A 13580-nucleotide genomic window follows, 5' to 3' on the forward strand; every position below is an offset into this window, starting at 1 on the left:
CCCCTGCCGCAGCGCGGCCTCCGACCGCGAGCCGATCGGCGGTGATGCTGTTGGCGACGACCTTGTCGCCGTAGATCAGTTGCCCGATCAGGTCGGGCGGCACTAGGGGCGCGGTGGCGATGGTAACCGCTTCGGACGGGGCCGAAGTGGTGCCGGAACGGTCGGTGGTGGTGAGGTGTGGACGAGGGTGTTGTCCAAGAACGCCTCGATGGTGCGGCCGGCGACGGTCAGCGCGAGGGTGATGCCGTCGATGCTGGAGCCAGCGGGGAGCGGGATGGCGATCTCGCGCAGGCCGGCGGCGGTGAAGATGTAGAGGCCGATGTCGTCGGCGCTGCCGCTGCCGGGTGCGCGGCGGGCGGTCGGGGGATGGACCGCTGACCGTTGGGGCGAGCCGGAAGTGGGGCCGGGCAGGTAGCGGGCGATGACCCGGCGCGGAGTGTCTCGCCGATGTAGAGGTCGTTAATCCGGTCCTTCCGGTCGCCGTGCAGGACCCGCAGCGCGGTCGGCTTGGGTGCCGGTCCTCGCTTGCCCATCGTCACCCTCCTCGGTGACCCGCTCGAAACACCGTCCCGGTGCTGGTCGGTGTCCGGCAGACTTGCGGTCATGAGCAAAAGGAAGTTCGCGGACTCCGTGTGCGTCTTCTGCCGTGAGCGGCCGTCTTCGCGGCTGGGTGAACACGCGTGGCCGATGTGGCTGCTGGAGATGTTTGCCGAGCATGAGGGGCCGTACCACAGCGAGATCAACGGCAAAGCGGTACTCAAGAGAGACGGTCACCGTCGAGGATATGCCTCCATCCCCACGGTCCAGACACCCTGCTGCGAACCCTGCAACCGCGAACTGAATCGGCGCTTCGAACAGCACCCGAAGCCCATCATCCGCAAGGTGATCGACACCCTCGGCATGGTTGTACTCACCCCGGAGGAAGCCGGCCTGTTCGGATTGTGGTGGCTGAAGACGATGCTGCTGCTGAGTCACGAAGAGACTGTGGACTCTGCGGTCGGCGTCTCGCCCGAACGGTGGGACCTCCGGCAGGTGCCGGATGACCTGTACTCGTGGATGGTGACCGGCGAGTCCCCGCCGGGTGGCCTTTCGGTCTGGTTCGCTCGCCGCTCAGACACCGCGGTTCCGGCGATCAGCGACCCGCCGGTGATGTTCCTACCGATCGTAATCGCTGACGGGCGGGAGACTCGGTTCATGATGAAGCGGGCTTGCTTGAAGTTCTGCGAGGTGACCCTGGTCTACCACCCGGGTTGGCCGATCGAGCACCCGCTAGAGGCGACCAGTGAAACTGTCCGCATCTGGCCGACGTCCGAGGAAGGCCTCGACTTGTCAGCTCTCCGTGGGACCAACCCGTGGCCCACGATGTGGGTTCCTGGCCCAAAGCTCCGGTTCGCTGACGGCGCGTACCGATCGGCGTCCTTGCCCTCACCCCAGAATCTGCTCCACGGAGCACTGGTGCCCGGAGTTGTCTTCAGTCGCGGCCCTGGCACAGACCTCTGATGTGACGCTGGACGTCGCCTGCGTGTCCCGCTGGCGCGTCCAGCCCTGCGCAGTCGGGCGTCAGTGTACTTCCTGGTCAGGGGCCGGAGGCGGTCTCCCGGCCGTCGCCGACCTCGCCCTCGGCAGACCCGATGGTCGCGACCACGGCCGAGGCGGAGGAGTTCGCCGCCGCCGTGCGCACCGGCTCGGCGTCGTTGATCCGATCCTTTCGGTCACCACGCAGGATCCGGAGCGCGGCCGGCTTGGGCTTGGCAGGTCTTGCCCACAGGGGACCAGCGGGAAAGAGAATCCCCTGCGCGATGCAGGACAGTTCAGACCCGTTGAATGCAGTTTACTCCACTAACAACATAGTGAACTCTCCCGATTTCTCCTTCTCCTTCATCCACGGTTTGACCGACCGAGTCGCACCAAAGCGCCGCCGTCCGGTTGCTACGGATGGACGGAGGAACCCAATGCAGCGACAACACGCACGGGCGACACAGCCTCGTGCCAGACAACACGCAGCCCCATTGTCAGCAGCTCGGGGAGGTCGAAGCTACCGGTGAGTCCGTGGATGACCGTCTCGTCGAGCAGTCCGACGGATGTCCATTCGCCGGCGGACACCACTTGCTGCCCACGCTTGCGCAGGCGGTCCGCCAGGATGGCCTGGCCCGCCGGAGTGCCGTGCACGAGCATCACGCCCTTCGCGGCAACCTCAGCGCTGATAGACACCAGCTCGTCGGGCTGTCGCGTGCGCGCCGAGGCCGTCGCTTCGACTTCCCACAGCTCGCCGTTCTTGACGCCTCGATGAAGGGCCGCCCCGGCGAGGACGGCGAGCAACTCGTTGAGGTCGGCGTCGGAGGCCAGCTGGATGTGGCCTCGATGAAGGGCCGTCCCGGCGGAGACGGCGACACATGACCGGCGTTGAACGCCTCCGCGATCTGCGGGCCTCGATGAAGGGCCGTCGGGGCGGGGAACGGCGACCCCTTGCGCCGGCCTCGACGCGCGAGACCTTTGCTTGCTCGATGAAGGGCCGTCCCGGCGGGGACGGCGACGTGCCGCCGGACAGCTGGGGGACGTCGTCGAGGAACTTGCCTCGATGAAGGGCCGTCCCGGCGCGGACGGCGACAGGGTCCAGATCTGATCCCATTTGACCTGCGGTTTCGTGAGCGCTCGCGAGAGGTGTCGGTTGGGACGGGCGTCGATGATCTTCACTGGCGGATTGCGGGTCGGACAGGTGCTCTGCCCGAACAAATAGTATGCGAGGGCTGGCCGTGGTTTTCGCGGTGACGGAGGGTTCGCAATCATAGGACCAGTGGGCCGTGGGTTGTTACGGGTCGTCGAGGCCCCAGGAACTCGATCCGGTGGTTGTCGCCGTCCTTCAAGGGGACCGAGGTCGCAGATCAGGAGTGAGTCGGTTGTCTGGTCGAGTTGGGTGGTGACGGTGAGTTTGAGGCGGACGATTTTGGCGGGTTTGGCGTCGATGAGGAAGACGCTGTACGGCAGTCGGGTCCCGTATGATTCGAGTGTTTTCGCCACTCGTGTTCGCCGGGTGTCCGACGTAACGTCGTAGGCAAGGATGTAGCGGTGGACCGTGTCGCTCACCGGATTGTCACGCCTCGGTACCGGCTCTGCGTTCCATCCACGACTAGCCACGTCGACGGAGCAGGCGTGCCGGGCCGAGACCGGGCGGGGTCGTCGCTGGCCCGGTGAGTGGCGACGCCGACAGCTACCTGGTGGGTGTCGGTCGTCTCGCCCATCGCTTACAGCCAGGCACGGCGCGGGCAGAAGACGTGGTGTGCGACGAGGCTGATCGGAATGGGTTCTCGGTTCACGCTGGCCTCGTGATGGGGATCGGGTCGGCGCGGAGGGCTCGGCGTTCGGGGGCGTTGTCGCTGCCGAACCGATGGATGGGGAATCGGGCGACTCCGCGTACGCCGCGGTCGCGGAGCCAGGCTTTCGCTGCCGCGGCGGTGAGGTCGTTCGGTGGGTCTGGGATCGCGGCGTCGCGGAGGGCAGCTGAGGCGAGGATGGAGCGGAGCCGGGCTGGTCGCCAGGGTCCGTCCCAGACGGGGGCGACGAACCATTCTCGGCGGCCGTGGCGGAGGTGGCCGCTGGTGTGGGCGGCGGTGTTGACCCGTGGGGCGGCCGGCAGCTGACCGATCCCCCACAGCGCGCACCAGACGAGCGCGTTGTCGATGGGGCCGGGCGTGGTCAGGCCGGTGGCGGTCACGCTGTCGGGTTTGCCGCCGAGTTCGTCGTGGACGATCTCGCCGGCGACGCCGGCGGCGAGTTGGCCGGGAGTGCGGGTGGGCAGCCGCGCGGCAAGCGGGCGGAGGCGGTTGCCGACGAACTCGGAACCGCGGTTGCGGGGTTGCATCTCGTAGCGGCTCGCTCCGTCGTCCTGCCTTGGGTCGCCTCGGTAGGTGCTCCAGTAGCAGGGTTCGCCCAGCGCGGCGAGATACCGCAGGTCCGACCAGGCTTGGGCGCTGGTCAGCTTGTCGAGCACGTCGTGGCGGGCGTCCTGGAGTTGTTCCCAGGCCTGCCGGTCCTTGAGCGTGGAGAGGCGGGGGCTCATCAGTCCTCGCTTGTCGCCGTACTCGCGGTTCACCCATGTGCGTCGGTTGGCGAGGTGGGTTCGGATCGCTTGGTCGACGCGGTTGTCGTCGAGGCGGGTGCCGGTCAGGACGGGACGGTCCGCGTTCCAGTGCAGACGCAGGTCACCGATCCCGTCCTCGGCGAGGATGTCGGCCAGGCCGTAGAAGGCGAGGTGGTGGACAAGGACGAGCGGGTCGGCTCCGGTCAGCACGAATGTGGTCACTTGCCCTCCGCGGAGATCTGGCCGTCGGCGGCGCGTAGCACGGCTTCGAGGAACGAACAGACCCACACCCCGTATCGGTGGTGGGTGCGTTCGATGAGGTCGTCCCATTCCCCCTCGTCGAACAGGTCAGCAGCTTGTTGTTTGGTCTCCGGGGAGTCGGCTGTGTTGAGCAGATCCGTCGCGGCGTGGGGGAATCCGGTGCGGCCGTGGCCGTGGCTGGTGCCGATCAGTCGTGCGACCAGGTCGCGGTCCGCGCCGTCGGTGGCGTCGGTGGCGAGTTCGGGCCAGGAGTGTACGACCGACCGCTGTTCGTGTCGCCATCGTGGCGGCAGCCCGCTCGCGTCGTGCCGGCGCCGCAAGGTCACCGGGCCGACTGTGCTACGGCTCTTTGCCAGGATCGTGTCGCTGGGGGCGCCCAACCGGGTTTGGAAGCGTGGGTCGTATTTGCCGTCGTCGTGGTGGAGTCCGGCCAGATACAGCACGTCCCGGATCGTGTCGGGCAGACCGAGCCGGCCTGCCAGTTCGGCGGCACGGTCGCCGACGTCTCGCTGGTGGTTGTCGAGGAGGACCAGCCTGCGGATGGGGGGCTGGGGGACGTCGTCGTCGGAGGTGGCGCGGCGTCCGTCGAGAACCAGGACCAGGCCGGGGCTGTCGAGGTCGGGAAGGACGACCACGTGGGTGGGATCGGCGGCGGGTCCGGTGAGCAGCCGGTACGCCTCCGCTGCCATGCCCGTGGTGTCGGTGGCGAGGAACTCTGTGACGACGTCCCGCGGGTCGGCGGCGGGCTCCTCGTCGGATGGGGTCAACGCTCGGTGGAGGTCGCCGCCGGGTGGGACGGTGATCCGGTGGACCACGTCGCCGGGGGGTACGTTCCGGTTGAGCTCGGCGGGTGCTTCCAGGACGTCCTCGGCGGTGTGGGTGTCGTGGTTCCATCCGAGCGGGACGACGACCTGGGGTGTGGTGTGCTCGTCGTGCGTGGGGGATGCGGTGAACAGGCGAGTGGAGCTGTCCAGAACCACGATGTCGCCGGGGCGCAGATGAGGGCGGCGTCCGTCGTCGGTCTCGGTCCAGTCGAGTTCGTCCACCTCGTCACCACGCACGAGCACGCCGGTGAGTCGGCTGTCTCGGTCGGCCGCGGTCAACGCGGCGCGGGCGGTGCGCAGCGGCGTGCCGAACACCTCGTGGCGGCGTGGCGGCAGGTACCGGACCAGCGTCACGGGGTCGACGACTGGGGACACAAGTTCGTCGCGGACCACGACACCGACCGCGTTGTCCGGTTCGAAGTCCTCGGACAGCCACAGATCCAGCTCCGGTGCCGCGGCCAGTTCGTCGTTGGTGCGCGCCCAGTGCCACACGTGCCCCAGCTCGGGGCGCTGCCAGAGCGGCCGGCGTCGGCTCGCCGACGGGGGCGGGTCGCCGCGTAGAGCCCAGGGGGCCAGCCCGTCTCGATCCTCGGCGCGCCGCGCGAGCCATTCCAGCGCTGGGGCCAGGTCGTCGTGGGTGTAGGGGCCTGACCGCACGTCGGTCCTGATCTCGGCGTCCGGGACGATCACCGATATGGGCCCGGTTTCCCGTGTCCCGAGCCGGTTGACCCGCCCGGCGCGCTGGGCGAGCGCGGACCCGGAGGCCAGTTCAGTCACCATCCCGCCGAAGTCCAGATCGGCTCCGACCTCGAGCGACTGGGTACTGACCAGGACGTCGACCTCGTCGTTCCCCCGGGTCGACAGCACTCCGGGATAACGCGCGTCCAACCGGGCGATGTCGATCGGGCGGACCTGCCCGCAGATCAGCGCCACGGTCAACCCTTCGGTCTCCCGCAACCGGCGGGTGACCGCCACAGCCCGCTCCACGGAGTTGACGAAACACCCGACGGTCCGGTCCCCCTCAGCCCGCAGCGCCGCCACCCGCCGCACGAGCTCTCCCACCACGGACGACCGGTTCCAGTCCGAGCACGGCACGAGCGTGACCGGTTTCCGCCGCAGCATCCGCTGCGCGAGCACCTCGTCGCGGGCCAGGTCCTCCTCATCCACACCGACCCGGCGCCCGGCGGCGGCGACCGGGGTCGCGGTCGTCTCCACCACCCGCAGCGGCGACAGCCACGACGTGTCACCCTCGGCAACCGGCACCAGTTCCGCCACCCGCCGAGCGGTGCGCAGAACCTGCCGGGCGAGGTGGGCCTCGTCGACCACCGCCACCGTGTCTGCCGCCAGAAGTCCCGCTTCCCTCGGCCACGCCCGGGACGAAGACCCGTAGCCGCGGAACAACAGCCGGCTCCCCCACATCTCCGGTGTCGCGCAGAGCACGGCCGCGGCCTGCGGGTGGTCCACCCAGCGCCGGGACGGCGGCAGCCCACCACGAAGGCGAGCGACGGTCAGCACGTCCTGCGGGGCGGGTCCCGCGAGCGACCGCAGTCCGGCCGCGACCCGCCGCACGATGTCAGGCGCGGTGCTGTCGCGCAGCCGGTCCCGCAGGGCACGGGCGTGCTCGTACTGGTCGTCCACCAGCACCCGCCGCCCCACCACCATCACCAGCCGACGCGGCGGAAGTGGTCGACCGGTCAGCGCGGCGAAGGCGAGCGCGAACACGTGCACATCGATCGCGGCGGTCTTTCCGGCCCCGGTCGGCGCGTCGATCGTGTCCGGCCAGCCCTCGGCCAGCACCGTGTCTAGCAACCGCTCCTGCCACGCGAACGGCCGATGGTCGTGGACCGCGGCGAAGAACTCGGCGAAGTCACCGCGCTCCAGGATCAACCCAACACCGTCCCCTCATCGTGATCGGCCGGAACGAGCAACCCACCGCCGAGATGCCTGCTCTGCCCGATCGCCAGCACCGTCGTGAGCGTGCCGAGATCACCGAGCGTCAGCGTCGCTGTGTAGGGCCGCACTACCGCATGCTCGTTGAAGTGGTGCACGAAGTCGCTGGGTCGGCTGCTGCGCACGGCCGCGACATCCACGACCGCGACCCCGGCCGCGTTGACCGCCTCCACGATCGCCTCGTCGCGCTGCGCACCACGACCGGACGAGCGGGCGATCCCGGTGCCTTGCCACACGAACCCGACCGACAGCAGCGCGGCGTGCAGGAACGTCCATCCCTTCCAGCCCCGCGTGTCCGGGACCGCCGCCGGGTCGGGGCGCCACAGCCGCACCCGCCCCACCCCCGGTTCCCGCCAGAACCGATCCCCCGCCCTGACCTCCGGTCCTCCGACCACCGGCAAAACCACCTGACCACGACGCAGCGCCCTGATCGCACCCACCGCCCGGTACACCGCGTCCCGTTCCGCCTCCGAAACACCCCGCGGTATCAGCACCGCCAGCGCCGACCTTCCGCCACCCGGAAGATCGACCGGCATGCTCGCATCCAGCAGATGCAGCGCGACCCGATTTGGTGGACGACGCGCACCGGCCGGGTAGACACCGGTGAGCACCGGTGGCGCGTCCTGATCCAGCACCCGGATCAGCGCGCGGTGCGCGGCCACAGCCCATCGGACGCGATCGCGTGCCGGGACCGCCGTCTCAAGCGGCAACACCAACACCTCCGACCACGGAACCTCGGCCGCCGGCACCGCGAGATCCCGGTAGCGAGCCGGTCGCACAGCCCCACGAGGCGGCGCCACGCTTCGTGAACGCTCATCGGTCCCCGCCCGATCCGAACCCACCGCACCCGTCCGCTCCGCCCGATGCGCCGCCCTCAACTCCATGAGCCGACCCCCGACAGGAACGTCGACGCTCATGCCCGGCGCGTGGTCGAACACGCCAGCATCAGCCGCACGGCGATGCGTGGATACGACGTCGTCCTCGCTGACGGTCAGCACGACCGGCGACTCGGCGGCACCCAAATGCGGGACATCCGGGCACAACGCCCGCAAGGCCTCCACCACCAGCTCCGGCGGATGCTCCCGCCAGGTCCACACGAACGGGCCGCCCACCGCAGTGACAGCCTCCTGTTTGGGCAAACGACGCAGCGTCCTGGCACCCCGCGAACCACGAATCGTACCGTCCTGCCGGTACGCGACCGCGTCCCGCCGGCTGGCCCGCAGCGCCGGAACAGACACCTCATCCGGCGGGTTGTCCTCCAACCACCGCAGCGCCACGACGTCCTCGTCGCAGGGCTCCCAACCATCATCACCAGGCACAGCACGAGGACCGAATCCCGCCGCACACAGGAGCGCCGAGTACAACCGCGCCACCGACGGAACCTGGTCCGGCGAGCCATCCGCACGATGCCCTCGATAGGTGCCCAGCGGCAGACGGGCCACCACAGAGAACGGCACGTCACTCCCCATTGCTCTCGTCGTCCACCGCTCCAGCACCAATCGCCGGGTCACCCTCGAACCGCAGTGTCACCCCATCCCACACCACCTCCGCGGTGCGCTCGGCGTGGTCGAGCGCCGCCGCAAGCAGCGCGTCGGCGTCCTCTACCGACAACGACGCGAACTCGCGGGACTGACCGGCCCGCTCATGCTGCACCACCCGAGTAGGGCCGGCCTCCACGAGGTCACAGTTCGCCCGCAGGACCAGTTCAGCGTCCGACCGGGCAAGCCCGGCCAGCGCCAGCGCCGCAAGCAGCGCCCGGCAAGCACTGTCTCCTTCCGGCCCCTTGCCGAACCGGATCTGCCGCAACGCCGCGAAACTCAACACATGCGACCGCGTGATCGACTCACACGCGACACCGGCGAGGGTCTCCAACGAAGGCGGAATACCCCCAAGCCCCACCGCGGAGGCGCTGACCAGCTTCTCGCCCTTCGCAGCCTTGACCACCTTGTCGAAGGTCTTCTTGCTCAACTCCTCCCGCTGCCGCTCCGCAAGAGCCTTCAACGCCGCACCAGTCAGCTGAACCTGCATCCCATGCGGGTCGACCCGAGCGCCACCCTTGAGCTCCGGCAAACCCGACGGCGCCTCACAAAACCCGATGATCTCCCCCACCAGGATGCTCCGCCACCGCCCCTGCCGCGCCGCCCGACTGGAATCCCACGCACCGAACACCAAACTCGCCGGGCTGTTCTCCAACAACGCGAGCGCGTTGCCCGGATTCGCGTCACGAATCCGGCGATAGCTGTCATTCTGTGTCGCCGGCTTCCCATCGATGAACCCCGCCCGGAAATGCCCATCAAAGGCCCGATGTGGCAAATCCAGATCCGTGTACTCCGCCGACTCGTAAGACACCACCATGCGCGGAACCCGGACCAACGTCTCGTGCCCATCCACGATCGCCGCAGACAGCGCCTCCTCAACCCGGTTAAGCTGCGACTGCTTCGAGTCAATCAGTACGACGTCACGGGCGACACCCTTGTCATACCTGGTCTCATACGCATACGTCCCCTGCGGTGAAACCCGCGAAGCGAACTTCGCCGGTGCCACAGACGCGTGCGCCCCCACAGCCGGCGCCAGATCAGTGACCGCCGTCAGGCAACTCGCACCACCAGAGGTAGACGCGCTCAACAGGTCCGCCAACCCCAACCTCGATACCACTCAGAACTCCCGTCATCCACATCACCGTCGAGCCGCAGTCACGTATCACCATCGCGAATCAGAGCCAGGACGCTACAACGACCACCACAGATCACGACGACCTCGCCCTCAGACGCAACCCCACAACCACGCTGCTTCCAGACGAAACCAGACGAAAATCAACGCGCCAAGAGTGCCCGACACCGACGAACCGTCATCAATGAAGGGCCACCCCGACGGGGACGGCGACCCTCGACCGGGTGGAGCACGTCGGCGCGCGGCCGCCCGCCTCGATGAAGGGCCGTCCCGGCTGGGACGGCGACCGGCCCACCGTGACGATCTCGTTCCCCGCGTCGTCGCCTCGATGAAGGGCCGTCCCGGCTGGGACGGCGACTGGGTCCAAATTTTGGCCCGTTTTGACCTGCGGTTTTGTGAGCGCTCGCGAGAGGTGTCGGCCGAGGCGGCCATTGATGATCTTCACTGGTGGATTGCGGGTTTGGACACGTGCTCTGACCTGGACAAATAGTACGCGAGGGCTGGCCGTGATTTTCGCGGAGACGGAGGGTTCGCGGTCACAGGACCAGTGGGCCGTGGGTGGTGACGGGTCGTCGAGGTCCCAGGAACTCGATCCGGTGGCTGTGGCTCAGTGCGCTGTCGACCACGAGCCCAGCAGGACGGCGAACTCGCCACCTGGTGGCATCTCCGCAAGACGCCCGCTTGGCGGCTGCGCTACCAGCCGCTCAACCCTGAGACAACCGTGGTCGACGCGCTGCTGTCCGAGCTGGAAGCCGACGGGAAGGTCGCGCGCTGGACCCGCGGCATCTACGAACCCGAGACCCGCGCGTTCGGCGGCACCGCCGCGATGAACATCGCGCACACCCTGTTCCACCACGACAGCCGACACTGCCTCGCCCGCGCCCGCGACACCGCACCTACCGCCTTGGGACAGCGTGAGACCACCCTCCTGTTGTTCAGCGCGATGCTGCGCGCCGCCAGCCTGGACTGGTTCGAGCAGGGCGACGTCTGGGCCAAGATCGCCGCGCTCCGGCCCGCCGCCCACGCCCACCACACCGACTCCCAGCGCCTCGAGCGGTGGAGCCAGGCCGTGCGACGCCTGATGACCACCAACACGCACACGATCACCGACGTGGCGCCCGACCAGGTGCCCGAGACGTGGTGGGCGGCGTTCGACACCGCTGGCCGTCAGCTCGCCGACCTCGCCCGCGACGGACACCTCGAGCGGGGCCTGCGCGCCGTCCTGGCGCACCACTTCATCTTCCACGCCAACCGCGCCGGCCTCTCCGGACCCGACCAGGCCACCCTCGCCGCGCTGGCCATCGACGCCGTCTTCCACACCGACTCTCACAACACGCCTACCCGGCAGGCACGCGCCGGGACCACCACCACCTCAACCACCACCACCGTTAGGGTTCCCGCGATGACGACCACTGTCAGTGACGCTTCCACCGACTCCGCCGACGAACTGCGCGCCCAGCTCGCCGACCGCCTCGTCCAGGACGGCACGATCCGCACCAACGCCGTCGAGGCCGCGTTCCGGCAGGTGCCGCGCCACCTGTTCCTCCCCGGCGTCGGCCTGGTCGAGGCGTACGCCGACGAGCCCGTCTACACCAAGCTCGAGGGCGACGGCACCCGCATCAGCGCCGCCTCCCAGCCCACGATCGTCGCCATGATGCTCGAACAGCTCGGCATCCAGCCCGGCGAGCGGCTGCTCGAACTCGGAGCGGCCACCGGCTACAACGCCGCTCTGATGGCCACCCTCACCGGCCCCACAGGACATGTCACCACCATCGACATCGACTCCGACATCGTCACCGGTGCCCGCGAGCACCTCGCCGCCGCCAGCATCGACAACGTGGAGGCCGTGGCCGCCGACGGCGCGCTCGGCCACCCGGAGACCGCACCCTTCGACCGCGTCATCGCCACCGTCGGCGCCCACGAGATCCCCACCGCCTGGCTCGACCAGCTCGCCCCCGGCGGACGCCTGGTCGCCCCGGTACGGCTGCGCGGATGCGCCTCACGCAGCATCGCCTTCGAACGCGACCAGAACGGCTGGACCAGCATCGGCAGCGAGATGGCGATCTTCATGCCGCTGCGGGGCCTCGGCGACGACGCCCGCCGCGTCCTGGACCTCACCGGAACCGGGCTGACCACCGGTGACGTGACGCTGCAGACCCACAAGGACAACAACCACGCCACCGACCCGGACACCCTTTCCGGCGTCTTCGACACCCCCGCCCAGGAGGTGTGGGCCGGCGTGCACGTCGCCCCGATGGAGTCGTTCGAGTGGCTGGACCTGTGGCTGGCCTGCCACCTGCCCAACCCCCTCATGCGCATGCAGGTCGCCCCGAGCGCGAAGGACAGCGGCCTGGTCCGACCGATGTTCCCCTCGGTAGCGATGGCCACCACCACCGCCGACGGCAGCCTCGCCTACCTCACCGTCCGCGCCGCCGAACCCGGACCGGACGGGGGCCGGCGCTACGAGGTCGGCGTGATCGGCCACGGGCCCCGCGGACAGGAACTCGCCGAACAGGTCGCGACCGAGATCGCCACCTGGGACCAGGGCTTCCGCTCCCGCACCGTGCGTTTCGCCATTCCCGACACATCGCCACAGCCGAACGCCGGCCCCGGCCGCGTGGTCCTGGACCGCCCGACCAAGCCCATGATCGTCACCTGGGAGTGACGGTCATGGACCCCACCGGCGAGTTCGCCCGCCGCTTCCCCCTGGTCGCCCGCACCCGCCCGGCCTGCGTGCCGCTGGCCCGGCGGGTGGCCGAGCTGTGCGACCGAGCCCGCGAGGCCGCACGCACCGGCGACCTCACCGAAGCAGCCGCAGTACACAACCAAGCCGCGCTCGTCGCCTCCGACTGCAGCCTTCCCGACCTGGCCCGGCAGTGGTGCCATCGGCAGGTGAACATCTACCTGCGCGCCCGACCCCTGGGCGCGCAGGTAGCCCGCCTCGCCCTCGAACCCATCACCAACCTCGCCCGCCTCTACATCCGCGAGGGCCAAGGCGAGCACGCCTTCGCGCTGATGGACACCCTGTTCACCGCGGTCTCCACCCGCGCCGACGCCACCGTCGACGGCATCGACATCCCCGCCGACCTCACCGACTCCACCGAGACGCACCAGCACATCCGCAGCTGGCTGTGGGCGGTCCTGCTGGCCACCGGTGCCCGCGCTCTGGCCGCCGCCGGGCGGTGGGCCGACGCCCACACCCGACTCAGCGACTACAAGGGCATCGGCCGCCGAATGCTCGACGGGCGCCAAGTCGCGGTCATCGCCCACGCCGTCAGCGCAGACACCGACGGTGCCCTCGCTCTCCTCACCGACACCACGCCCGGAGAGCCTTGGGAGAACGCCGTGACCGCCTGCCTGACCATCCAGTGCCACAGCGGCTCAACCATCCCTGACCTGGACACACTGATCGAGCAGTACCACGCTCTCGACACATCCTCGCCCGGTCTCGCGGTGTTCCACACCCGCCTGGGCCTGTCCTTCGTCGACGCGCTCGGCTCCACCGACAACCCCCACGCCCGACACGTCGCCGCCGGCCTGATCGACCACGCGGTCCACAGCCGCGACGGATACGTTGCCCGCGACATCCTCCGGCACAGCGGCTGCCACGAGCTGCTCACCAGAACCCAGGAGAACGACCTCACCTCCCTGGTCAAAGTGTGCGGACTGGACAGCGGCACGATGCCCCCGGAAGCCCTGGCAAATCTCACCACCGCGCTTGCTCACGCCGAAGAGGTCATCGCAGCTGCCTGCCTCATACGCCACCGCAGTCGTCTCACGGAACAGGCACGTTGAAT

9 protein-coding genes and 1 pseudogene are annotated in these 13580 nt (G+C 69.2%); 4 read left to right on the forward strand and 6 right to left on the reverse strand.

What is annotated here, in order from left to right:
- Positions 1-187 precede the first annotated feature (187 nt).
- Positions 188-313: a hypothetical protein gene (locus tag JT362_RS31240; RefSeq protein ID WP_260195461.1), complete on the forward strand. Its 126-nt coding sequence runs from the start codon at positions 188-190 to the stop codon at positions 311-313.
- Between the two features lie 212 nt (positions 314-525).
- A complete protein-coding gene (locus JT362_RS31245) occupies positions 526-1500 on the forward strand; it encodes a hypothetical protein (RefSeq protein WP_260195462.1) in 975 nt (324 codons plus the stop codon).
- 429 nt (positions 1501-1929) lie between these two features.
- Here the strand turns inward: JT362_RS31245 and JT362_RS31250 are convergent, their stop codons facing one another.
- The 6 genes and pseudogenes from JT362_RS31250 to cas7g all read right to left on the reverse strand — a co-directional run bounded on the left by JT362_RS31250 (position 1930) and on the right by cas7g (position 9768).
- On the reverse strand, positions 1930-2319 hold the full coding sequence (locus tag JT362_RS31250) for a hypothetical protein (protein WP_260195463.1): 390 nt from the start codon (positions 2317-2319) through the stop codon (positions 1930-1932).
- Positions 2320-2883: 564 nt separating this feature from the next.
- Positions 2884-3135, reverse strand: a pseudogene (gene cas2, locus JT362_RS35690) (CRISPR-associated endonuclease Cas2); the annotation flags it as partial.
- 175 nt (positions 3136-3310) lie between these two features.
- Complete coding sequence (locus JT362_RS31255; protein WP_260195464.1) at positions 3311-4300, reverse strand: hypothetical protein; 990 nt, start codon at positions 4298-4300, stop codon at positions 3311-3313.
- The gene (cas3g, locus tag JT362_RS31260; RefSeq protein ID WP_260195465.1) at positions 4297-7050 is read right to left on the reverse strand and encodes a type I-G CRISPR-associated helicase/endonuclease Cas3g; all 2754 of its coding nucleotides are present in this window, start codon (positions 7048-7050) and stop codon (positions 4297-4299) included. Before cas3g ends, JT362_RS31255 begins: the two co-directional genes overlap by 4 nt.
- Entirely contained in the window at positions 7047-8570 is a 1524-nt protein-coding gene (gene csb2, locus JT362_RS31265; protein WP_260195466.1) for a type I-G CRISPR-associated protein Csb2, read from the reverse strand. Before csb2 ends, cas3g begins: the two co-directional genes overlap by 4 nt.
- Before the next feature lies 1 nt (position 8571).
- Positions 8572-9768, reverse strand: coding sequence for a type I-G CRISPR-associated RAMP protein Csb1/Cas7g (gene cas7g / locus JT362_RS31270; protein WP_260195467.1), 1197 nt, complete (start codon positions 9766-9768; stop codon positions 8572-8574).
- A gap of 625 nt (positions 9769-10393) precedes the next feature.
- Between cas7g and fxlM the strand changes: the two genes are divergently transcribed.
- On the forward strand, positions 10394-12448 hold the full coding sequence (gene fxlM / locus JT362_RS31275) for a methyltransferase, FxLD system (protein ID WP_260195469.1): 2055 nt from the start codon (positions 10394-10396) through the stop codon (positions 12446-12448).
- A 68-nt stretch (positions 12449-12516) separates the two neighbouring features.
- The gene (locus JT362_RS31280) at positions 12517-13578 is read left to right on the forward strand and encodes a hypothetical protein (RefSeq protein WP_260195470.1); all 1062 of its coding nucleotides are present in this window, start codon (positions 12517-12519) and stop codon (positions 13576-13578) included.
- The last annotated feature ends 2 nt before the right edge of the window (positions 13579-13580 follow it).

Source organism: Actinophytocola gossypii, from assembly GCF_025165815.1.
GTDB lineage: Bacteria > Actinomycetota > Actinomycetes > Mycobacteriales > Pseudonocardiaceae > Actinophytocola > Actinophytocola gossypii.